The organism is Streptomyces sp. NPDC042102, assembly GCF_055582305.1.
Genome location: NZ_JBVJDL010000006.1, coordinates 65,608 through 87,309 on the forward strand (window position 1 = coordinate 65,608; position 21,702 = coordinate 87,309).

At 73.2% G+C, this 21,702-nt stretch carries 16 protein-coding genes; 8 read left to right on the forward strand and 8 right to left on the reverse strand.

The genetic code is table 11. The features are described from left to right. The first annotated feature begins 162 nt into the window (after nucleotides 1-162). Nucleotides 163-951: a bestrophin-like domain gene (locus ACZ6KO_RS24540; RefSeq protein WP_469306147.1), complete on the forward strand. Its 789-nt coding sequence runs from the start codon at nucleotides 163-165 to the stop codon at nucleotides 949-951. A 9-nt stretch (nucleotides 952-960) separates the two neighbouring features. Here the strand turns inward: ACZ6KO_RS24540 and ACZ6KO_RS24545 are convergent, their stop codons facing one another. Together ACZ6KO_RS24545 and ACZ6KO_RS24550 are read right to left on the reverse strand one after the other, a co-directional pair. Then, complete coding sequence (locus tag ACZ6KO_RS24545) at nucleotides 961-1,821, reverse strand: TIGR03619 family F420-dependent LLM class oxidoreductase (protein ID WP_469306148.1); 861 nt, start codon at nucleotides 1,819-1,821, stop codon at nucleotides 961-963. Nucleotides 1,822-1,956: 135 nt separating this feature from the next. Beyond that, nucleotides 1,957-3,069, reverse strand: coding sequence for an ADP-ribosylglycohydrolase family protein (locus tag ACZ6KO_RS24550; RefSeq protein WP_469306346.1), 1,113 nt, complete (start codon nucleotides 3,067-3,069; stop codon nucleotides 1,957-1,959). Nucleotides 3,070-3,831: 762 nt separating this feature from the next. Here ACZ6KO_RS24550 and ACZ6KO_RS24555 point away from each other — a divergent pair. Both ACZ6KO_RS24555 and ACZ6KO_RS24560 read left to right on the forward strand, forming a co-directional pair. After that, the gene (locus ACZ6KO_RS24555) at nucleotides 3,832-4,908 is read left to right on the forward strand and encodes a tyrosine-protein phosphatase (RefSeq protein ID WP_469306149.1); all 1,077 of its coding nucleotides are present in this window, start codon (nucleotides 3,832-3,834) and stop codon (nucleotides 4,906-4,908) included. Nucleotides 4,909-5,037: 129 nt separating this feature from the next. Continuing rightward, nucleotides 5,038-6,261, forward strand: coding sequence for a tyrosine-protein phosphatase (locus ACZ6KO_RS24560; protein WP_469306150.1), 1,224 nt, complete (start codon nucleotides 5,038-5,040; stop codon nucleotides 6,259-6,261). A 19-nt stretch (nucleotides 6,262-6,280) separates the two neighbouring features. On the opposite strand, the gene ACZ6KO_RS24565 is transcribed toward ACZ6KO_RS24560, so the two are convergent. The 3 genes from ACZ6KO_RS24565 to ACZ6KO_RS24575 form a co-directional block, all read right to left on the reverse strand. After that, complete coding sequence (locus ACZ6KO_RS24565) at nucleotides 6,281-8,860, reverse strand: bifunctional FO biosynthesis protein CofGH (RefSeq protein WP_469306151.1); 2,580 nt, start codon at nucleotides 8,858-8,860, stop codon at nucleotides 6,281-6,283. 40 nt (nucleotides 8,861-8,900) lie between these two features. Then, entirely contained in the window at nucleotides 8,901-9,683 is a 783-nt protein-coding gene (locus ACZ6KO_RS24570; RefSeq protein WP_469306152.1) for an SDR family oxidoreductase, read from the reverse strand. Nucleotides 9,684-10,824: 1,141 nt separating this feature from the next. After that, on the reverse strand, nucleotides 10,825-12,027 hold the full coding sequence (locus ACZ6KO_RS24575; protein WP_469306153.1) for an aminotransferase-like domain-containing protein: 1,203 nt from the start codon (nucleotides 12,025-12,027) through the stop codon (nucleotides 10,825-10,827). Nucleotides 12,028-12,165: 138 nt separating this feature from the next. Between ACZ6KO_RS24575 and ACZ6KO_RS24580 the strand changes: the two genes are divergently transcribed. Beyond that, nucleotides 12,166-13,029: a hypothetical protein gene (locus ACZ6KO_RS24580; RefSeq protein WP_469306154.1), complete on the forward strand. Its 864-nt coding sequence runs from the start codon at nucleotides 12,166-12,168 to the stop codon at nucleotides 13,027-13,029. Nucleotides 13,030-13,165: 136 nt separating this feature from the next. Here the strand turns inward: ACZ6KO_RS24580 and ACZ6KO_RS24585 are convergent, their stop codons facing one another. The 3 genes from ACZ6KO_RS24585 to ACZ6KO_RS24595 form a co-directional block, all read right to left on the reverse strand. Then, complete coding sequence (locus ACZ6KO_RS24585) at nucleotides 13,166-13,378, reverse strand: DUF397 domain-containing protein (RefSeq protein WP_401453195.1); 213 nt, start codon at nucleotides 13,376-13,378, stop codon at nucleotides 13,166-13,168. 226 nt (nucleotides 13,379-13,604) lie between these two features. Then, nucleotides 13,605-14,489: a helix-turn-helix domain-containing protein gene (locus tag ACZ6KO_RS24590; RefSeq protein ID WP_469306155.1), complete on the reverse strand. Its 885-nt coding sequence runs from the start codon at nucleotides 14,487-14,489 to the stop codon at nucleotides 13,605-13,607. Nucleotides 14,490-14,735: 246 nt separating this feature from the next. Continuing rightward, nucleotides 14,736-15,503: a GOLPH3/VPS74 family protein gene (locus ACZ6KO_RS24595; protein WP_469306156.1), complete on the reverse strand. Its 768-nt coding sequence runs from the start codon at nucleotides 15,501-15,503 to the stop codon at nucleotides 14,736-14,738. Nucleotides 15,504-15,686: 183 nt separating this feature from the next. Here ACZ6KO_RS24595 and ACZ6KO_RS24600 point away from each other — a divergent pair, with 183 nt between their 5' ends. From ACZ6KO_RS24600 to ACZ6KO_RS24615, 4 genes are all read left to right on the forward strand, one after another. Then, the gene (locus ACZ6KO_RS24600) at nucleotides 15,687-18,926 is read left to right on the forward strand and encodes a D-alanyl-D-alanine carboxypeptidase family protein (protein WP_469306157.1); all 3,240 of its coding nucleotides are present in this window, start codon (nucleotides 15,687-15,689) and stop codon (nucleotides 18,924-18,926) included. A 60-nt stretch (nucleotides 18,927-18,986) separates the two neighbouring features. Beyond that, nucleotides 18,987-20,864: an MFS transporter gene (locus ACZ6KO_RS24605; protein WP_469306158.1), complete on the forward strand. Its 1,878-nt coding sequence runs from the start codon at nucleotides 18,987-18,989 to the stop codon at nucleotides 20,862-20,864. A gap of 109 nt (nucleotides 20,865-20,973) precedes the next feature. Beyond that, entirely contained in the window at nucleotides 20,974-21,174 is a 201-nt protein-coding gene (locus ACZ6KO_RS24610) for a hypothetical protein (RefSeq protein ID WP_469306159.1), read from the forward strand. Between the two features lie 208 nt (nucleotides 21,175-21,382). Continuing rightward, nucleotides 21,383-21,688, forward strand: coding sequence for a hypothetical protein (locus ACZ6KO_RS24615; protein WP_469306160.1), 306 nt, complete (start codon nucleotides 21,383-21,385; stop codon nucleotides 21,686-21,688). Nucleotides 21,689-21,702 lie beyond the last annotated feature (14 nt).

Genomic DNA, 21,702 nt, shown 5'->3' on the forward strand with positions numbered 1-21,702 from the left:
TACGTCCCCCCCCCCCCCCCCCCCCCCCCCCCCCCCCCCCCCCCCCCCCCCCCCCCCCCGGCCCCCCCCCCCCCCCCCCCCCCCCCCCGGGGGGGGGGGGCGCGGGCGCGGGCCCCCCCCCCCCCCCCCACGCCTCGCCGCCCGCTGCTCGTTGATCCGGGCATGGCCCTCTGGTTACTGAACACCTTCAGCACCTTCGTGCTCGCCGTCGTCCTCGTCGGCGGCCTCGTCCTGCTGGCCGTCGCCGGCAGCCTCGCCGCCCGCCGCCGCTTCCCGCACCTCGCGGCCGGCGAGCACAACGAGATGGTGGGCGTCATCCTCGGCATGTTCGGCGCGATCTACGGCATCATCCTGGCCTTCGTCGTCGTCACCCTGTGGACGCAGATGGAGAGCACCCAGAACATCGTCGCCGCCGAAGCGACCGACCTGGCCCTCGTCGTCCGCAGCGCCGAGGCCTTCCCGCCCGCCGACCGCGCCCGCGTCGAGCGCTCCGTCGGCGACTACGTGCACGCCGTCGTCGACGACCAGTGGCCCAGGATGCGCGCCGGCAGACCCAGCTACGAGGCCACCGCCGAGGAGACCCACGCCATGTACCGGGCCCTGCAGGCGTACGAACCGTCCGGCGCCCGCGCCCAGACCTTCTACGACGAGGCCGCCGCCCACCTCAACGCCGCCGCCGGCCAGCGCCGCGCCCGGATCACCATGGCGGAACAGGCCCTGCCGACCCTGCTCCAGGTCCTCGTCTACGGCGGCGCGCTGGTGATCGTGCCGCTCACCTTCCTCTTCGGCCTGCGCAGCCTGAAGATGCAGCTGCTGTTCGTCTCCGCGGTGGCGGCGCTCATCGGCTTCAGCCTGCTGCTCGTCCTGGTCCTGGACCGCCCGTTCGCGGGCGAACTGAGCGTCAGCGCCGCCCCGTACAAGGAGGCGGCACTGGCCCAGTTCTGGCGCTAGACCCTCTCCTCAGAGGTACTGCGCGAAGTCGTCCAGGACCCGCAGGATCTCCGCCTCCGGTGCCGACGGCAGCTGCGCCACGACCTCCTCGATCCCGAGGGAGGCGAAGTGCGCCAGCTTCCCCGGGGTCGGGTGCACGGCGTACGGCACCACCTGGAGCGCCTTCGGATCGCGGCCGGCGGTCTCCCACACCGCGCGCAGCACCGGCAGGGACTCCGTCAGGCCGCCGCCGCCGATCGGCATCCAGCCGTCCGCGTGGTCGGCGACGGCGGCGAACAGCTTCGGCCCGGCCGCGCCCCCGATCAGGGTCCGCGGCCCGTGCAGCGGGACCCCGGCGGCCAGTTCCCGGGGCATCTGCACCGGCTTGGGGTACGCCGAGCTGGCCCGCACCGAGCAGAACTGGCCGACGTACGCCGTCGGCTGCGGCGCCCACAGCGCCCGCATCAGAGCCATCCGGTCGCGCACCAGCTCCCGCCGCGTGGCCCACTCGACGCCGTGGTCGGCGGCCTCCTCGACGTTCCAGCCGTACCCCAGGCCCAGTGTGAACCGCCCGCCGCTGAGGTGGTCGAGGGTCGCGACCTGCTTGGCCAGCCCGATCGGATCGTGCTGCGCCACCAGGGTGATCCCCGTCCCCAGGTGCAGCCGCTCGGTGACGGCGGCGGCCTGCCCGAGCGCGACGAACGGATCGAGGGTGCGCCCGTACATCTCGGGCAGCTCCCCGCCCATCGGGGCGGGGGTGTCCCGGTCGGCGGGGATATGGGTGTGCTCGGGCAGGTAGAGCCCCCCGAACCCACGCTCCTCCAGGGCCCGTGCGAGCCGGACGGGCGTGACCGTCCGGTCGGTCAGGAAGATGGTTGTGGCGATCCGCATGTGCGCTGACACCTCCGTCGCGTAGGGGGCACACGGTAGGGCGTAACGCCTGGGGACGGCAGGGGGCGCGGCCGCCCGGTGTGCCGGGCGCGGCCGGCGCGCCGCGGGCGGCCGGCGCGCCGCGCGTGGCCGTGGTTACGCGCGGGGGTAGCGGGTCAGCCAGGCCGGGGAGGACTGGGCCGGGCCGTGGAGGGCCGGGCCCTGGGTCATCTCCAGGGCGAAGTCGTCGGCCAGTTCGAGCAGGGTGGGGCGGCCCTCCAGTTCGGCCAGCCAGGCCGCCGGGAGCGCGGTCTCCCCGTGCAGGGCGCCGAGCAGGGCGCCGCACAGCGCGCCGGTGGCGGGGGAGTCGCCGCCGTGGTGGACGGCCAGGCGCAGGCCGTGGGCCACGTCCTCGGCGACGTACGCGCAGTAGACGGCCACCGCCAGGGCGTCCTCGGCGCCGGTGTCGGGGCCCGCGGCGAGCGACTCGACCGTCGCGGCCGACGGCACGCCCCCGGTCACCGCGGCCAGCCCGCGCCGCAGGGCGTCGGTCACCGGCTCGTGCCCCGGGCGGGAGCCCAGCAGGGCGAGGGCGCGCTGGACGGCGGGGTCGAGGGCGTCGCCGCGGGCCAGCCCGTGGACGATGACGGCGAAGGCACCGGCGGAGAGGTACGCCGTGGGGTGGCCGTGGCTCTGGGCGGCGCACTCGACGGCGAGCTGGAGGACGAGCGCGGGCTCCCACCCGACGAGCAGGCCGAACGGCGCGGACCTGGCGGTGGCGGCCGCGTCCCGGGCGGCGGGGTTCTTGGGCCGGTCCAGGGTGCCGAGTACGCCGTCGCCGAACCCGGTCAGGCAGGCGCGGCCGGGTCCGCGGCGGGTGTAGAGCCACTCCTCGTGCGCGAGCCAGCCGTTGTCCTCGCGGCGCTCGTCGGGGCCCCAGTCGTGCTGGGTGGCCGCCCAGCGCAGGTACGCCCGGTGGAGGTCGGTCGGCGGGTGCCAGGTGCCGGTGTCCCGGCGGACGTGGGCGCGTATCAGGCCGTCGACGGTGAACAGCGTCAGCTGCGTGGCCGCGGTCACCGCGCCGCGCCGGCCGTACGCGGGGGCGGGTCCGGCGAGACCGTCGGGGCCGTGGGCCGCGCGGACGGCGTCGAGGGTGAGCCCGGCCAGCGGGGCGCCGAGGGCGTCCCCGAGGGCGCCGCCGAGCAGGGTGCCGCGGACCCGGCTGCGGAAGTCCTGCTGCTCGGCCCGGCCCCACAGTCCGGTGCGCAGGACGGCGGCACCGGCGGTACGCGCCCCGGCGGCGTGCTCGGTGGCGTGCCCTGTGGGGTTCGGGTCCGCGTTCGCGCGCGCGTCCGCGTGCGGGCCTGCGCCTGCGCCTGCGGCGTGGCGGGCGGCGGCCTGGTGGACGGGTACCGGCTGGAGGGAGGTGGCCTGGTGGGCGGGTACGGCTTGGAGGGCGGTGGCTCGTGGGGCGCCCGTCGTACCGGCCGCGGCGTGCGCCGCCGGCGTCCTCCCGGTGTCCGGGTCCGCCGCCGCACCCGGGTGCGGCACCGGTCCGAGGCCGGCGCCGGCGTCCGGTCCCGCTCCCCGGCCCGCGCCCGGCTCGTGGCCCGGCGGTGTGTCCTGCTGCCGGCCCTGTCCCGTAGCTGTCCCGTCCATCCCGCTCCCCCGCGCGTGAGCTGTGCGCCTGGCGCGCACTGTAGTGGACAGGATCGGTCGCATTCGGAAGCGGCGGGCCGGGCGGCGGGTAAGTGGGCGCAGAACGGCCGGAATACGGATGGGTTCCGGCCGGGGTGACGGGCTCGGTCCCGGCCGTGCTCCTGGCCGGGGTGAGTGCCGCGGTCCGGGCCGGGACGGCCGCCGCGCGGCCGGCCGTCCGGCGCCGCGCGGCCGGCCGTCCGGCGCCGCGCCACCGACCAAGATCGGCACGGAACGTCCAGGTGGCACGTTTTGCCACTCGATGGCAGGGGGGCGGTTTCCAGCCATACCTCGTTCATGCCGCGTTCGCCGGGGGCCCAGAGCCTCGACGCCATGAAGAAGGCACTCCTCACCGCGACCGCCGTCGCCTCCGCATGCGCGCTCTCCCTCGCCCTCGCCCCCACCGCCAGCGCCCACTGGGGCTGGGGCCAGGACCGGGACCGGGACCACCGGTCCGTCCCGTTCACCGCCGCCACCGTCACCGCCGGGGCCGACGGCTCCTACACCCTCAAGTGGGCCGCCCAGGGCACCAAGCGGGTCGAGATCAGGGCCAACGGCAAGGTCGTCGCCAAGGGCGGCGCCCAGGGCGAGGCCGTCGTCACGGGCCTGCCCGCCGCCGACCGCCAGTGGTTCGACTTCAAGGCCGACCGTGGCCAGGGCCTCCACCTCGCCGACCGCCTGATCAAGCTCGACGGCGCCGTCAACTTCCGTGACGCGGGCGGCCACCGCACCGCCGACGGCCAGTGGGTCAAGATGGGCGAGGTCTACCGCTCCGACGCCCTGAACAAGCTCACCGAGGGCGACCTCGCCAAGCTCCAGCGCCTGCGCGTCAAGACGGTCTTCGACCTGCGCATGGCCGACGAGCGCACCAAGGACGCCGACAAGGTCCCGGCCGGCGCCACGTACGTCGTCGCCGACGTCCTCGGCGGCTCCGGCTCCTTCACGACCATGCCGCGCACGCCCGACGAGGCCGTCAAGGCCATGGTCGACGCCGAGAAGGTCATGGTGAGCTCCGCGCCCGCCAAGGCCGCCTACACCCAGGTCTTCGACGGCATACGCCGCGACGACCGGCGTTCGGTCCTCTTCCACTGCACCGCCGGCAAGGACCGCACCGGCTGGGCCGACGCCGCCCTGCTCACCGCCCTCGGCGTGCCGCGCGAGACCGTCATGGCCGACTACCTGGCCAGCAACGACTACCGCAAGGCCGCCAACGACGCAATCCTCTCCCACCTGCCCGCCCAGCAGGCCGCCGTCTACAAGCCGATGCTCGACGTCCGTCCCGAGTACCTCAACTCCGGCTACGACGAGGTCGAGGCCCGCTACGGCTCCTTCGACCGCTACCTCAAGGACGGCCTCGGCATCGACGCGCGCGAGCTGAAGGAGCTGAAGAAGGACCTCCTGGTCGGCTGACACCGGCCGACCCCGCGCCGTACGCCGCCCGGCCCCACCGGCCTCCAGGGGCGAAACGCCCGTGGACAGGGGTGAGGCAGGGGTGGGCAGGGGTGCGGATGCCCCGCGTCACCGCACAGCCTCGGCAGCATGAAGAAGGCTACGTACACCGCGACCGCGGTCGTCTCCGCATGCTTCCTGTCCCTCGCCCTCGCCCCCACCGCCGGGGCCCACGACCCCCAGGACCACGACCCCCGGGCACGTGCCCACCAGGCCCAGGGACTTCAGGCCCAGGATCGCCAGGCCCACCCCCGCCAGGCCCACGACCCCCAGGGCCTCGGCCGCCCGGGCGGCGCCCACCCCGACCGCAGCCCGGCCCCGTCCACCGGCATTCCCTTCACCTCCGCGACCGTCACCGCCGGCGCCGCCGGGACGTACACCCTCAGGTGGCACGCCCCCGGCGCCGAGCGGGTGGAGATCAGAGCCGACGGCCGGGTCGTCGCCGCCGGCGGCGCCTCGGGCGAGGCCGTCGTCACCGGCCTGCCCGCCGCCGTCCGCCAGTGGTTCGACTTCAAGGCCGACCGCGGCCAGGGCCTCCGCCTGGCCGACCGCCTCGTCAAGCTCGACGGCGCGGTCAACTTCCGCGATCTCGGCGGCTACCGGACCGCGGACGGCCGGTGGGTCAGGATGGGCGAGGTCTACCGCTCCGAATCCCTCGGCCGGCTCACCGAGGCCGACCTCGCCGCGCTCGAACGGCTCGGCGTCAGCACCGTCTACGACCTGCGCATGGCCGACGAGCGCGCCAAGGACGCCGACAAGGTCCCCACCGGAGCCTCGTACGTCGTCGCCGACGTCCTCGGCGGCAGTGGCGCCATGCAGACCGCGCCGCGCACCCCCGACGAGGCCGTCCAGTTCATGATCGACACCGGCCGGGCCATGGCCGGCTCGGCCTCCGGCAAGGCCGCCTACGGGAAGGTCGTCGACGGCATCCTGGAGGAGGGGAGCCGCGGCGACGGGATCCACGGCGAGGGCCGGGGCGCCGCCGTGTTCCACTGCACCGCCGGCAAGGACCGCACCGGCTGGTCCGCCGCCGCACTGCTCACCGCCCTCGGCGTGCCGCGCGAGACCGTCATGGCCGACTACCTGGCCAGCAACGACTACCGCAAGGCCGCCAACGACGCGCTGCTCGCCCGGCTGACGCCCGAACAGGTCGCCCTCTACAAGCCCATGCTCGACGTCCGCCCCGAGTACCTGGGCGCCGGCTACGACGAGGCCCAGGCCCAGTACGGCACCTTCGAGCAGTACGTCGAGGCCGGGCTCGGCCTCGACGCGCGCGAGCTGAACGTACTGAAGTCGGACCTGCTGGTGGGCTGATGTCCGGGCCGCCGCCCCGTCAGTCGACCAGCGGCAGCAGCTCCGGAAGGTGGCCGTCCGACGCGGCGGCCGCCTCCCGGCGCTCCGGCGGCACCTCCCCGTACAGCGTCGTACGGGGCCGTGCCGGCCGCCCGGCGGCCTCCGCGATCGCCTCCAGGTCCCGCACGGCCTTGTACGAGCCGTAACTCGACCCCGCCATCCGCGAGATCGTCTCCTCCATCAGCGTCCCGCCCAGGTCGTTCGCCCCGGACCGCAGCATCTCCGCCGCACCCTCCGCGCCCAGCTTCACCCAGCTCGTCTGGATGTTGGTGATGTGCGGGTGCAGCAGGAGCCGGGCCATCGCCGTCACCGCCCGGTTGTCGCGCACCGTCGGCCCGGGCCGGGCGATGCCCGCCAGGTACACCGGCGCGTTGGTGTGGATGAAGGGCAGCGTCACGAACTCCGTGAAGCCGCCCGTCCGTTCCTGGATCCGCGCCAGCGTGCGGAAGTGGCCCAGCCAGTGCCGCGGCTGGTCCACGTGCCCGTACATCATCGTCGAGGACGAGCGGATGCCCAGCTCGTGCGCCGTCGTGACGACGTCGATCCAGTCGGCGGCCGGCAGCTTGCCCTTCGTGAGCACCCACCGGACCTCGTCGTCCAGGATCTCCGCCGCCGTGCCCGGAATGGAGTCCAGGCCGGCCTCCTTGGCCGCCGTCAGCCACTCCCGCACCGGCATGCCCGTCCGCGTCGCGCCGTTGACGACCTCCATCGGCGAGAACGCGTGCACGTGGATGCCCGGCACCCGCTCCTTCACCGCCCGCGCGATGTCGAAGTACGCCGTCCCCGGCAGGTCCGGGTGGATCCCGCCCTGCATGCACACCTCGACCGCGCCGACCTCCCAGGCCTGCGCCGCCCGGTCGGCGACCTGCTCCAGGGACAGGGTGTAGGCGTCGGCGTCCGTACGGCGCTGCGCGAACGCGCAGAACCGGCAGCCGGTGTAGCAGACGTTGGTGAAGTTGATGTTCCGCGTGACGATGTACGTCACGTCCTCGCCGACCACCGACTTGCGCAGGTCGTCCGCGACCCGGCACAGCGCGTCCAGCGCCGGGCCGTCCGCGTGCAGCAGGGCGAGGGCCTGCTCGTCGGTCAGCTTCTCCGGATCGTCGGCGGCCCGCGCCAGCGCCGCCCGTACGTCCGTGTCGATCCGCTCGGGCACCATGCCCGGCGCCGCCGCCTCGCGCAGGGCCTCCCAGTCGCCGTAGACGTGGTCGAAGTCCTCCCGCCGGTCCCCGGTGCGGCCCTCGGTGTCGATGGCGGTGTGCAGGTCCGTGCGCCCGGCGGAGGTGAAGGCCTCCTCCGGCTCCTGCCACGGGCGGCCCGTGACCTCGGCCGTCTCGTTCGCCAGCCCCGTCTCCGGATCGGCCAGCGCCCGTACGTGCGGCAGCAGCCGCGGGTCCAGCCACGGCTCGCCGCGCACCACGAACTCCGGGTACACGCACAGCCGCTCGCGCAGCGCGAAGCCCGCCGCCGCCGACCGCTCGGCCAGCAGGTCGATCTGGGGCCAGGGGCGCTCGGGGTTGACGTGGTCCGGGGTCAGCGGGGAGACCCCGCCCCAGTCGTCGATCCCGGCGCCGATCAGGCGGGCGTACTCCCCGTCGACCAGGTTCGGCGGGGCCTGCAGGCAGCCCGAGGGGCCCATGATGTGCCGGGCGACCGCGATGGTCGCCACGAGGTCGTCCAGCTCGGCGTCCGGCATCCCGCGCATCGCCGTGTCCGGCTTGGCGCGGAAGTTCTGGATGATCAGCTCCTGGATGCCGTGGTACGCCCGCGAGACCCGCCGCAGCGCGAACAGCGACTCCGCCCGCTCCTCGTACGTCTCCCCGATCCCGATCAGCAGACCGGAGGTGAACGGCACCGACGAACGCCCGGCGTCCTCCAGCACCCGCAGCCGTACGGCGGGCTCCTTGTCCGGCGACCCGTGGTGCGGCCCGCCCGGCTCGGACCACAGGCGCTCGGCCGTGGTCTCCAGCATCATGCCCATGCTGGGCGCGACGGGCTTGAGCCGCTGGAAGTCCGCCCAGGACATCACCCCCGGGTTGAGGTGCGGCAGCAGCCCGGTCTCCTCCAGGATCCGGACGGAGATGGCCCGCACGTACGAGATCGTGTCGTCGTAGCCGTGCGCCTCCAGCCACTCGCGCGCCTCGGGCCAGCGGTCCTCGGGCTTGTCGCCGAGGGTGATGAGCGCTTCCTTGCAGCCCAGCTCGGCGCCCCGGCGGGCGATGTCGAGCACCTCGTCCGGGGACATGAACATCCCGTGCCCGGCCCGCCGGAGCTTGCCGGGGACGGTGGCGAACGTGCAGTAGTGGCACTTGTCGCGGCACAGCCGGGTGAGGGGGATGAACACGCTCTTCGAGTACGTGATCACCCCCGGCCGGCCCGCCGCCGCCAGTCCCGCGTCGCGCACGCGCGCGGCGGAGGCGGCCAGGTCGTCCAGGTCCGCTCCGCGCGCCTGGAGCAGGACCGCGGCCTCGGTGACGTCGAGGGCGACTCCGTCGCGGGCCCGCCGCAGCGCGCGGCGCATGGCGTTGTCGGTCGGGGCGGCGTTGCCAGGAGTGGTCATGCTGTGAGGATACGATCCGCCGATCGGCGCGTGGAGGGCGTCATCGCATCAGCTCACCGGCGTTGACCAGCAGCGACTGGCCGGTTATCGCCCGCGCCCGGTCGGAGGCGAGGAAGGCCGCGGCGTCGGCGACGTCCCCGTCGGTGGCCAGTTCGGGCAGGGCCATGCGCTCGGTGAGCCGCCCCAGCACCTCGTCCTCGGGGACCTGCTCGCCGTGGGCGGTGAAGGTGACGTACGCCTGCACGGGCGGGCCCCACATCCAGCCCGGGAGCACCGTGTTGACGCGGATGCGGTGCGGGCCGAGCTCGCGGGCCATGGAGTACATGGCCGAGGTCAGGGCGCCCTTGGAGGCGGCGTACGCGGCCTGCTGGACCTGCGAGGGGGCGGCGACGGCGGACTGGGTGCCGATGATCACGACCGAACCGCCGCGCTCCTTGAGCGCGGGCAGACAGGCCCGGGTCATCCGGAGGGTGCCCAGCAGGTTCACGTCGAGGACCTGCTGCCAGGTGCCGAAGTCGGCGTCCTCCAGGCCGCCGAAGTACGAGTCCCAGGCGGCGACGTGCACGACGGCGTCGACCCGGCCGAAGCGCTCCAGGGCGAGGGCGGCCAGCGCCGCGCACTGGCCCTCGTCGGTAATGTCGGTGGTCCGGTACGCCGTGTGCGCGCCGTCGGGATCGATCTCGGCGGCGGACTTCGCCAGGTTCGCCTCGGTCCGCGCCCCGAGGACGGCGTTCCCCCCGTCCCGCACGACGGTGGCGGCGACCTGATGCCCGAGCCCGGCGCCGACGCCGGAGACGATGACGGTCTTCCCTTGGAGCAGCATGAGACGAGACCTCCGGGCCAGACGGAACGGCGGACACCGATGGATACGGACTGACGGTGCGTCAGGTTACGGGGGGAGGCGAGGGGAGGGAAGGGGTGGGCGTCGGGCGTTGAGGACGTTTGCCTCCTGCGCGTTGGGCGTTGTGGGGGTTCCGGGGTCATCCCGTCAGTCCTCACTGTCCTTCCGTGCCGGGCCGGCCTGTCAAGAGCGCTCCTTCGTCGCGTCGCTTCGCGATTCCGCTTCGCTCCACTCCTGACAGGCCGTCCCGTCCCGGAAAGACAAGGACTGTCGGGACGCCCCCGAAAGAACGGGAGGTCGCAGCCTTTCCATGCCCGGGGGTTCCAAGGGCCTGCCCAGTGGCCCGGCCAGTCCGTTTCCCGTCCACGCCAGGTGCGGAAGCCGGCCGGGAGACCGGGGACGCGCCCGATCGCTACGCGCCCCTGCCGGCATAGCGGGTGCGTCCCGGCCGTGGCCGGACATAAGCCGCCTCAGGTTGTCGCTCGCTGCTTTCTCAGGCGTCTGATCCCCGTCTGGTGATACCCAGCGGGGCAGTCAGCGGGAGTGCGAGCCCGGAAGTGGCCGTCATAGTGGAGCAATCCGGGCATTCTGCGGGCTCTGGAGAGATTCTCGCGCGGAGTGGATCAGGTGACCGCCCGCCAGTGCCCATCTCTCGCAACTTCCGGCCCCGGCAAGCTCCCTTAGGCCCCTGAAGAGGCTTCCGGCCCAAAACCGGGCCGCAGCCGCCCATCCGCAGGAGCGCGTAGCGATCGATGGCGGCCTATGTCCGGCCACAGGCGGTCCGCGCCCGCTATGCCGGCCGAAGCGCGTAGCGATCGGGCGCGCCTGCTCGCCAGGGGGCGGCTTCCGCACCTGGCGTGCGGGGGAACCTGCTGGCCGGGCCCCGGGGCGGCCCTTGGAACCCCTCGCCTTGGTGGAGTGCCGACCTTCCGTTCTTTCGGGGGTGTCCCGACAGTCCTTGTCTTTCCGGGACGGGACGGTCTGTCAGGAGTGGAGCGAAGCGGAATCGCGTAGCGACGCGACGAAGGAGCGCTCTTGACAGGCCGGCCCGGCACGGAAGGACAGTGAGGACTGACGGGATGACCCCGGAACCCTTACAAGGCCAAACGGGCAGCGGACAAGGTCACCCCGCCCGACGCCCGCCAGGGCCCGACGCACGCCCCAGACGCTCGGCCCCCACGGCGATCTCCTCCGCCGTGTGGGTCGTGAACGACAGGCGCAGGGTGCGCGGGTCCGGGGTGCCCGTGTAGAAGGGGGCGCCCGGGACGAATGCCACGTCATGGGCCACCGCCGACTTCAGGAGGGCCGCGGCGTCGTAGCCCTCCGGGAGGCGGGCCCATATGAACATGCCGCCCTCCGGGCGGTTCCAGGTCGAGCCCTGCGGCAGGGCCTCCGGGAGACCGGCGAGCAGGGCGTCCCGCCGCACCCGGTAGGCGGCGCGCACGGCGGCCACGTGGTCGTCGAGGTCGGCCGCCGCCAGGTAGTGCGCGGCCGCGAGCTGGTCGACCGTCGAGGTGTGCAGGTCCGCCGCCTGCTTCGCGACCCCGGCGGCCCGCCGCAGCCCGGCCGGCGCGCGGAGCCAGCCGAGACGCAGGCCCGGCGCCATCACCTTGGAGAAGCTGCCCAGCAGTGCCGTACGGTCCTCCGCCCCCGCGTGCGCCGCGAGCCAGGGCAGGTGCCGGCCCTCGTAGCGCAGGTCGCCGTACGGGTCGTCCTCGACCAGCCACAGCCCCAGCCGCCCCGCGATCTCGGCCACCGCCGCGCGCCGCGCGGCCGGCAGGGTGCGGCCGGTGGGGTTCTGGAACGTGGGAACGGTGTAGAGGAGCTTGGGCCGTTCGCGCGTGACGATCTCCGCCAGCGCGTCCGGGAGCAGGCCGTCCTCGTCGCAGGGCACCGGGATCACCCGAGCTCCCGCCAGGCCGAAGGCCTGGAGGGCCGCGAGGTACGTCGGGTTCTCGACGAGGACCACGTCCCCCGGTTCGACCAGGGTGGACGTGATGAGGCTCAGGGCCTGCTGCGAGCCCGTCGTGATCAGGACGTCGTCCGCGTCGGTGGGCAGCCCGCGGGCCGTGGCCCGGGCCGCTATCGCCGCGCGCAGCTCCGGCGCGCCCTCCGTGGTCGAGTACTGCAGCGCCCGCGCCGCGGACGCCGCGAACGCGGCGTCGTACGCGGCCCGCAGGCCCTCGGTGTCGAACAGCTCCGGCGCCGGCAGCCCGCCCGCGAAGGAGATCACGCCGGGCCGTTCGGTCAGCGCGAGGATCTCGCGTACGGGCGAGCCGCCGACCGAGGTCGCACGGGCGGCGAAGGCGGGGGGATGCGCGCTCACGGGGGCTCCTTCGATGGCCGGATGTGAGCGCAGCCTAGCGAGGAAGGTGCATACGCCACCTAGTTATCCACATGCTGAGCCGGTGCGGATCCCGCTCACCCTCTCGCAAACTGACACGACATCAGCTAGACCCGTCCCATGGCGAATCAGCAGCGAGACACCGAGCCCCCTGCCGACACCCGCGCCGACGTCTACGGCGAGCTGGCGGCCGTCGGCCCCTACGGCGTGCGTCCCGGTCACGCCCTCATCACCATGGTGGAGCCGCATCCGGGCCACGAGTACGCCTACAACCGCTGGTACGAGGACGACCACTACTACGCGGGCGCGATGGCGATGCCCTGGATGTACGCGGGCCGGCGCTGGGTGGCCACCCGTGAGCTGCAGGAGCTGCGCTACCCCGAGAAATCGGCCATCGCCCAGCCCGTGACCGCCGGCTGCTACATCTCGACGTACTGGATCACCGACGGCCGCTACGACGAGCACATGAAGTGGACCGTCGGCATCAACAAGCGGCTGAACCGGGACGCCCGCGTCTACCAGGACCGGACGCACGTCTTCACGTCGTTCCAGGACCACGAGGCGACCGTGTACCGCGACGGGGCCGCCGGTCCCCGCGACTTCCACGCGCTGGACCACCCGTACGCCGGTCTCGTGGTCCAGGTGATCGACGCGGACGGTCCGCAGCGGCGCGCCGAACTGCTGGAGTGGCTGCGCTCGCGCGCCCTGCCGAAGCGGCTGCACGGTTCGCCGGCGGCGATGGTGACCGTCTTCCGGCCGACGCCGCTGCCCGGCGACCGGATGACGTACGTCAAGCAGGTCGAGGGGGTCGACACCCGGCTCACGCTGCTGTGGTTCCTGGAGGCCGACCCGCGGACCTGCTGGGACCGCTTCCAGGGGCTGGACGCCGAGGTCGAGGGGGCCGGGCTGGGGCGGGTGGAACTGGTGGCGCCGTTCATTCCGACGGTGCCGGGGACGGACCGGTACGTCGACCAGCTCCGCTGACCCGGTCCGGATCGCGCCCCGGTCCGGGACATGGCCGAGCCCCCTCGGCTGAGACGGCGGACCAGTCGAGAGGGCTCAAGTCAGTTGTGGTGCGGTGGTGCGGTGGTGCGGTGGTGCGATCGCCGGGGGCGGTTCCTCAGACGAGGTGCCCCAGCCGGCCCTCGGTCACCTCGGTGACGAAGGAGCTCCAGGAGCCCGGCGCGAAGGTGAGGGACGGACCCTGCTGCACCTTCGAGTCGCGGACGGCGATGGCCTCGGTGACAGGGGACTTGACTTCGACGCACGCGCCGTTTCCGCCGGAGTAGGAGGACTTGGTCCAGTTTTCCGTCGCGCCCAGTCGAATAGCCATGTTTTTCTCCGGTTCAGCGAGTTGTTTCGATGGGGGGCGCCGACCGGACGAATTCCCGGTTTCCCAGGGCTTTTCCGGCCGACGTGATCGACGCTACCGGCACCGCCCGACGGCTGAAGAGAGCATTCACCCATCTGGATGGCATATTCCGGCCGGGTCTTCCGTGGCCGGGTGTTGCCGGTGTACGGTGCGGGCCCCCTTGTCGCCTGCCCGGTTTCCTCCGCTTTTACTTCCCCTTGCCCGCATAGTTGCCGATGATGTCCGAGATGAACTCGCGGGTCTGCTCCACATTGAGAGCCTGGGCCCGCAAGTGCTCGTACATGACGCTGTACCGCTGAACGTCGTTCGCCTTCTCCAGGTACAAATCGCTCGTGACGCCCTCGATGTAGACGACGGTCGAGTCGGAAGTGTCCGGGAATTCGAGAATGGCGTACTGGCCGTTCACGCCGGGGTGCGCGCCCATCGAGAAAGGCATCACCTGCACGGTGATGTGCGGGTGCTCGGACTGCTCTATCAGGTGCTCCAGCTGCCGGATCATCAGCTGGGCGTCGCCCACGCAACGCCGCAGCGCCGCCTCGTCGATGACCGCCCACAGGCGCAGCGGACCGATGTCCGGGTTGTTGTTGTCGGTCTCGGAGAGCCGCAGCTGGCGGCGCATCCGCACCTGGACCCGCTTGTCGATGTCGGCGGGCGCGGTCTCGGGCAGGGCGCCGCGGATCAGCGCGTTGGCGTACTCCGGGGTCTGGAGCAGACCGGGGACGACCTGGGGTTCGTACGTGCGGAGACTGGCCGCGTCCGTCTCCAGGCCGATGTAGACGCTGTACGGGATGTCGCCGAACGCGTGCCACCAGCCCTGCTGGCGGGAGTCCTTGGCCATCTGCATCAGGGAGTCGACGAGCCGGCGGTCCTCGACCTCGTACACGTCGCACAGGTCACGGACGTCACGCTGGCTGATGGACCGCCGGCCGTTCTCCAGGCGGCTGATCTTGGACTGGGAGACCAGGAGGCGTTCGGCGACCTGCTCGGCCGTCATGCCCTTGTCCTCGCGGAGCTTGCGCAACTCCATGCCCAGTCGGCGGCGTCGGACGGTGGGATTGACATTGGACGCCACGGGAACGGCACCTCCGCTTGCTCAGGTCTTCGCTGTCTCTGCGTATCTGATGGTGAGCAGACTGCCACCGAAGCCCGTCCCTGCGCTGGGGAACTGCGGGAATGCAGACGCGCGGGGTGGCGAGACCGGTCGAAACGGCCCTCGCCACCCCGCGCGCCGGCGGCTCCCGAAGGTGGTTCTGGTGGATCGGATGAATCAGGTGGATCAGGTGGATCGGTCGTGCTGGTCCGTCCGCCGGCCCGTGGGTCAGCGTGCGGCTACGCGGGCCATCGCACCCGTGCGGCGCGGCTGCATCGGTACGCCACCCGCCGTCGCCGCCGCGTGCGCCGGAACGGACGCCGCGCCCGACGCCGAGGCCGATGCCGTCGCCCGCTCGCGGCGTGGCTGAGCGGCCACCCCGTTCTGGACGTCCATCACGGCGTGCGCCACGAGGCCGCCCATCGGGTCGTGCCGGATCAGGTCCCGCAGCCTGGAGCGGGATGACCGCCCCTCGTTACCGGGGTACAGATGCTTGCCGAGCCCGACCGCGTGGGCCAGCGCGGCAAGTGCCGCGGTCCGCGGGTCCGGCGGTACGCCGGTGCGGATCGCACTGTCCAGCCGGGCACGGATCTCCCGGCTGATCGCCGTGTCGGTCGCCTGGTAGCGAGTCGTCGGCAGCACCCCGCACATCTGCCCCGCCACGGCATGGACCATGCCGCACCGTTCGAGATGCGAGAGATACGTCTGGCGGAGCCCCAGTCGGGGTCCGCCGATCCAGTGGACGGCCCGTACCGGACTGCCGCGGCGGCGCAGCAGTTCCAGTGCGGAGTCCAAGGTCGGATCTCCTGTCGGCCGTGGCATCACCACGGCGATACGATCCCCGTCAGGGGCTATCCGTCCCGCCAGAGCCAGCTCCACTAGCTGGGCCCCGGCAAGGCCGAGGTCGAGCGACTGCGGCTGCGCCGTGGTGCCCGTGGTCGGGTCCAAGGCGAGCAGCAGAAGCTCCTCGGGAATTGTTCTGCGGCTCCTGCCCATCCATGCCTCCCCGCGTGGATGAATGACAGGGTGACGCCTCTCACATTCATCTGTCGAGAGTGCCTGTTCGCTTTGTGGGGGAACCAGCAGCTATGTCGTTCTCGTCTAGCACGGGGGCGATGCCCCCGAGACGGGACACTGTTAGACGGTTCGGACAGCCGGACGGCGATCGAGGAGGAACTGGTGGCGGGCGAGTCCCCCGACAAGTCGGTAGAGCAAGGTGAGTCGTCTGGGGAGCGCGGCGAGGAGCGCGACCCGCGTCTGTCGGTGCTGCGTCCGCGTGACCCCGAGCCGGAGCCGGATGCGCTGAAGGCGGCGGTGGCGGCGTGGGTCGCGACCGCCGGCGACGACGCCGGATCCGGCACCGCCGGGGCGGAGGCCGACCAGGCCGACGAGGTCGATGAGGCCGAGGACAAGGGCGCGGTCAAGGTCGAGGCGAAGGCGAAGGCGGACGGGGAGGCGGAGGCGGGGGCTGGCCGCACGGACGACGCGAAGTCGCCCGGACGGGTGGACTCCCCGAAGGACGCGGATGACGAGCCGTCCGGTTCCGAGACCGCGCCGGCCGCGTCGACGAAGTCCGCCGAGCGGTCCACCGAGCGGTCCGCCGAGCCGTCCGCCACCGATTCCGCTTCGGACTCGGCCGAGAAGGCCGAGAAGGCCGAAGAGCCGGTGGACAGCGAGCGTACGGCCGTCTTCCGGGCGCCCCGCATCGACACCGGGGCCGGGACCAAGGCCGCCGCCAAGAAGGCCGCCAAGGCCGGCGACGCCCCCGCGGAGGCCGCCGAGGAGCCGGCGGACAGCGAGCGTACGGCCGTGTTCCGGGTGCCCCGCAGCGACGCCGGGCCGAAGAACGGCCAGGCGCCTGCCAAGGATTCCGCTTCTGCATCCGAGCCCCAGGATGACCGCAAGGCTGACGGGGCCGAGAAGTCCGGCTCCGGGCGGGGGACCTCGGTCGACCCGCGTGCCGCGGTCACCGAGGACGAGCCGGCGGGCGGTTCCGCCAAGGATTCCGCTTCTGGCTCCGCCGGTGAGGACAAAGGTTCCGCCGCCCCGCGTTCCATGTTCGAGCCGCGCGTACGTCCGCGGCCCGCGGGCGAGCCCGCGGACAGCGAGCGTACGGCTGTCTTCCGCGTGCCCAAGGCCGACGGCGGGCCGGTGAAGTCCGAGGGCGCGACCGCCCCGCGTGCCGCCGGCGCCGATGAGCCGGCCGACAGCGAGAAGACCGCGGTGTTCCGCGCGATCCGTCCCGCGTCGGATTCCGCTTCCGCGTCGGGTTCCGCACGGGCCGACGAGGGGTCGAAGCCGGAGGGCAAGGACACGAAGGACGCGAAGGACGCGAAGGACGCGAAGGACGCGAAGGACGCGAAGAAGGACGCGCCGTCCGCCGCGCCGAAGCCGGACGCGAGCGACGCCAAGGGCGCGGACGACCCCCGGCGCGCCGAGGGCGCCAAGGGGGCGACTGCGGCCTCCGGCGACTCCGGGCGTTCGTTCTTCGAGCCGCGCCAGCGTGCCGCAGCGGCCCCCGCCGAGCCCGCCGACAGCGAGACGACCACCGTGTTCCGGGCCGTGCGGCCCGACGCGAAGCCGGCCGGGGACAAGCCGAAGGCCGAGGGTGAGGCCGAGGACAAGGCGGAGGGCAAGGCCGAGGGCGAAGGCCGCCCCGGCAGCACCTTCGTGCCGCTGCGCACCGACGACGGCCGCCCCCGTCCCGCCGGTCCGGCCGGCCAGGGCGCCAAGGGCGGCAAGGGCGACGACGGCGACAAGAAGGACACCGCCGCGGCCCCCGAGGACGGCAACGCCGGCAAGGACGGCAACGCCGGCAAGGGCGGCACGGCCGCCGACCGCGGTGCCAAGCCGGCCTCGCAGGGCGTCCGGGTGGGCAAGGACGCCCGGCCCGCGGGCGCCGCCAAGCCGGCCGCCCCGGCCGCCGGGAAGGCTCCGGCCGCCAAGCCCGCCACCCCGGCCGCCGGGAAGACCCCCGCCGCCGGGCCTGCCGGGAACACCCCCGCCGCCCCCTCCGGGAAGACCCTGGCTCCGGCCGGGCTGTCCACCGCCGGGGCTCCGCCCGCCGCCACGCACAAGCCCCCGGTCGAGCACCGGGGCGCCGAGCGCACCACCCAGCAGCCCCTGCCCCCGCGGCCGCCGCTGGACATGCTCGCCGAGCTGACCAACAACCCGCCCCCGCCGCCCAGCGCGATGCGGACCACCGTGCGGCGGGTCAAGATCTACACACCGCTGGTCGCGCTGCTCGTGCTGATCCTCGGCGTCGTGCAGCTGTTCCGCCCGCTGCCCGCCCCGAAGCTGACGATGACCGCCAAGTCCTCGCACACCTTCGGCGGCGAGAAGCCGAACCTGCCCTGGCCCACCGAGGGCCAGGCGTCCGTCTACGCGTCCGGGCTCGGCACCCTCGGGACCTCCGGCGAGCAGAAGCCCGTACCGATCGCGAGCGTCACCAAGTCGATGACGGCGTACATCATCCTGCGCGACCACCCCATCAAGAAGGGGGAAAAGGGTCCGTTGATCGACGTCGACAAGCTCGCCGAGACCGAGGGCAAGAAGAACGACTCGGTCAACAACGAGTCCACGCTCGACACGGTGAAGGAGGGCGAAAAGATCTCCGAGTACGACGCGATCGCCGCCCTCATGATCCCGTCGGCCAACAACATCGCGCGGCTGCTGGCCCGCTGGGACTCCGGCGGCAACCCCGAGGCGTTCGTCAAGAAGATGAACGACACCGCCAAGGAACTCGGCATGACCAACACCACGTACACGGACCCCTCGGGTCTGGACGCGACCACGGTCAGCACCGCCGAGGACCAGGTCAAGCTGGGCCTGAAGCTCGTCGAGATCGAGACGCTGCTCGACATCACCAAGAAGCCGAAGTGGACCGACCCCTCCGGCAAGACCTGGGACAACTGGAACAAGCTCGTCCCGTACAACGACTCGCTCGGCATCAAGACCGGCACCACCAGCAAGGCCGGCGGCAACCTGCTCTGGGCGGCCCAGAAGAAGGTCGGCAACACCAACCAGCTGATCGTCGGCGCGACCCTCGCCCAGCACAAGCCGCCGATCATCGACAGCGTCGTCGCGGCGAGCAAGCAGCTGATGCTCGCCTCCCAGAAGACCCTGACCGGCGAGACGGTGGTCAAGAAGGGCCAGGTCGTCGGGTACGTCGACGACGGTCTCGGCGGGCACACTCCGGTCGTCGCCACCGCCGACGTCCAGGCGGTCGGGTGGCCCTCGCTGACCGTGGCGATCAAGCTCGGCGACGGCGGGAAGAGGATCCCGGAGTCCGCGAAGGCGGGCACCGAGGTCGGGGTCCTGACCGTGGGCGAGGGCGCCAGCCAGGTCAAGGTCCCCGTGGCCCTCAAGACCGATCTGGACACGCCGGGCATCGGCAGCAAGCTGACCCGCATCGCGTGACGGCCTTCCGGCGCCCCGGGCAACCCCGGGGCGCCGGAGCGCGTCTTGGGAGCGGGACCGATGTTGGGGAGTACAGCAGTGACCACCACCGCTGAGCAGACCGCCGAGACCGCGGGCGGTGACACCGGTATACGGCCGCCCGGACACGGCCCGGTGCGGGCCGGCGGGCCCCGTGCCGCGGGGCGTGCGGTGCTCGGCGCGGCCAAGCGGCACCCGGCGGTCGCCGCGGCCGCCGTCGCCGCCGTGCTGCACGTGGTCTGGTTCTACGTCTTCGCCAACAGCGGCGGCGACCTCGCGGCCCAGGACGCCTGGGCCGAGTTCGTCGGCCGCCACCCGGACTCCGCGTACAACCTCGCCTGGTACGGCGGCATGCACCCGGTGTCGTACAGCGTCGTCTCCCCGTACCTGATGCACGTCCTGGGCGTGCGGACGACGATGATGATCGCCGGGACGGTCTCGGCGGCGCTGTGCGCGCTGATCCTCAGCCGCTGCCGCGGCGCCGTCCGCGAACCGCTGTGGCCGGCCCTGGCCGGGGTGTACGGGCTCTTCTGCAACGCGCTGTCGGGCCGGGTGACCTTCGGGCTGGGCGTGATGTTCGCGCTCGGCGCGGTCGCGGCCGCGTTCTGCTGGCCGCGCAAGTGGGCGCACCGGCGCTGGTCCAAGGCCGCCGTGGCGGCCCTCCTGGCGGGTACGGCCACGGCCTCCAGCCCGGTGGCCGGGCTGTTCCTCGGCGTGGTGGCCGCGGCGCTGTTCCTGAGCGGGCGACGGCCCGGGGCCTACGCCCTGGGGCTGGCACCGGCCGCGGTGGTCGGGCTGTCGGCGTGGCTGTTCCCGTTCTCCGGCACCCAGCCCATGAAGATCGGCTCGGCGTGGCTGCCGTTCGTCTTCGCCCTGGCGATCCTGTTCCTCGTCCCCGAGCGGTGGCGGACGGTCCGGATCGCGTCCGGGGTCTACGCGCTCGGCGTCTTCCTGACCTGGGCGATCGACTCGCAGGTGGGCTCGAACGTCACCCGGATGGTCATGCTCTTCGGGGGTGCCGTGCTGGTGGCGGCCCTCCCGTACGCGGTGGCGCGCTCGCGCCACCGGTACGCGGTGGTGGCGGCGATCGTCGGGCTGAACGTCTGGATCACCACCAACAGCATCACGGACATCGTCCGCACCACCCCGAAGGCCGCCTGGAGCCGTGAGCTGGCACCGCTGGTCGACCAGCTGCAGAAGACGGGGGCCGAGCGCGGCCGCGTCGAGGTGGTCCCGGCCAGCAGCCACCGCGAGTCCTCGGTCTTCCCGTCGTACGTCAATCTGGCGCGTGGCTGGAACCGGCAGGCCGACCTGGAGCGCAATCCGCTCTTCTACGACGACACGCTCACCGAGGACAGCTACCGGGCCTGGCTGGAGCGCTGGGCCGTGCACTACGTGGTGCTGCCCGCCGACAAACCCGATTCGGGGGGCGTGAGCGAGGCGAAGCTGGTGCGCGCGGGGCTGCCGTACCTCCAGCAGGTGTGGGGCGACGCGAACTGGCAGCTGTTCAAGGTGCACGAGCCGACCCAGCTGGTGACCGGGCCCGCGACGGTGGTGCGGGCGGGCGCGGACCGCATGGTCATCGACGTCAAGGCGGCCGGCCGGGTGATGGTGCGGATCCCGCACTCGCCGTGGCTGGGGCTGGTCGACGCCGAGGGCCGGGGGGTGGCCGGGCCGCAGGAGAGCGCCGAGTCCAAGCGGCGGGGTGCGGCGCCGAAGGCGTACGTGAACACGGCCGGGTGCCTGTTCAAGGCGGCCCCGGACGCGGAGGGCGACGTGTGGACGGAGCTGCTGGCGCCGGCGCCGGGGGAGTACCGGATCGCGTCGCCGTACCAGCTGCCGCGCGGCACGGGGTGCCCGGAGGAGCTGATCCACCAGGTGCTGGGCCCGCCGGCGCGCCCGTCGGGCTACCGGCCGTGACGACCCCCTCACAGACCCCCTCACGGACGCCCAAAGGGTGCATTTGTCCGGCTGTCCGCATACGATCCGAGTAGTCCGATTGGGTGCTTCCCGAGGGAGTGACGACGGGATGAGCGAAGAGCAGAGGCAGGAATTCCGCGAGGCCTTCCGGGCCCAGGAGCCGGACCGGGCGCCGCGTCCGGCGGGCCACGGGTTCGACGGCCCGGTGCGGAGCAAGATCAAGGGCGGGGCCCACACGAAGGCGGAACTGAAGCGCGCCGGTACCCCACAGGGCGACCGCATCGGCGAACGCAGCAAAGGGCTGAGCTGAACCGCACGGCTGTCATACGCATCGTCCCGCCCTTCCGGCTCCTGGCCGGGAGGGCGCTTTTCGTGCGCCCGGCGGACAACCGGATCCCGTCGTGACACCTTCGCGCCCGCACATCCGCGCCATCGTTACCTTCCCTACGCACGGCCCCGACGTGACCCCCGTAGCGTCGTCCGTACGAAGCGACCGCCGACACGAAGGGAACCCACCCATGCGTCCCACTGTCCGTACCGGCCCGCGTACCGTCCTGCGCAACGCGGCCGTCGTCGCGGGTGCCGTCGTCGCGCTCGCCCTCCCGGGCGGCGCCGCCCTCGCCGCCGACGCGCAGCCCGCCACCGGCACCGCCACCGTCTCGGCCGCGCAGGACCCTGCGGGCGAACCGGTCCCGACGATCCCGGACGCGGGCGGTGTCGTCCACGGCAGCGGGCTGCTGATGGCGGGCGCCGCCGGCATGGCCGCCGCCGGCGCCGCCGGCCTCACCTTCGCCCTCCTCCGCCACGGCCGCACCGACCACTGACCACGGCGGCCCCG

Excerpts from the sequence above, each read along its gene's own strand:
- ACZ6KO_RS24540 (WP_469306147.1), top strand. The coding sequence starts at position 163 with ATGGCCCTCTGGTTACTGAACACCTTCAGCACCTTCGTGCTCGCCGTC.
- ACZ6KO_RS24545 (WP_469306148.1), bottom strand. The coding sequence starts at position 1,821 with ATGCGGATCGCCACAACCATCTTCCTGACCGACCGGACGGTCACGCCC.
- ACZ6KO_RS24555 (WP_469306149.1), top strand. The coding sequence starts at position 3,832 with ATGAAGAAGGCACTCCTCACCGCGACCGCCGTCGCCTCCGCATGCGCG.
- ACZ6KO_RS24560 (WP_469306150.1), top strand. The coding sequence starts at position 5,038 with ATGAAGAAGGCTACGTACACCGCGACCGCGGTCGTCTCCGCATGCTTC.
- ACZ6KO_RS24565 (WP_469306151.1), bottom strand. The coding sequence starts at position 8,860 with ATGACCACTCCTGGCAACGCCGCCCCGACCGACAACGCCATGCGCCGC.
- ACZ6KO_RS24570 (WP_469306152.1), bottom strand. The coding sequence starts at position 9,683 with ATGCTGCTCCAAGGGAAGACCGTCATCGTCTCCGGCGTCGGCGCCGGG.
- ACZ6KO_RS24580 (WP_469306154.1), top strand. The coding sequence starts at position 12,166 with ATGGCGAATCAGCAGCGAGACACCGAGCCCCCTGCCGACACCCGCGCC.
- ACZ6KO_RS24585 (WP_401453195.1), bottom strand. The coding sequence starts at position 13,378 with ATGGCTATTCGACTGGGCGCGACGGAAAACTGGACCAAGTCCTCCTAC.
- ACZ6KO_RS24595 (WP_469306156.1), bottom strand. The coding sequence starts at position 15,503 with ATGGGCAGGAGCCGCAGAACAATTCCCGAGGAGCTTCTGCTGCTCGCC.
- ACZ6KO_RS24605 (WP_469306158.1), top strand. The coding sequence starts at position 18,987 with ATGTTGGGGAGTACAGCAGTGACCACCACCGCTGAGCAGACCGCCGAG.
- ACZ6KO_RS24610 (WP_469306159.1), top strand. The coding sequence starts at position 20,974 with ATGAGCGAAGAGCAGAGGCAGGAATTCCGCGAGGCCTTCCGGGCCCAG.
- ACZ6KO_RS24615 (WP_469306160.1), top strand. The coding sequence starts at position 21,383 with ATGCGTCCCACTGTCCGTACCGGCCCGCGTACCGTCCTGCGCAACGCG.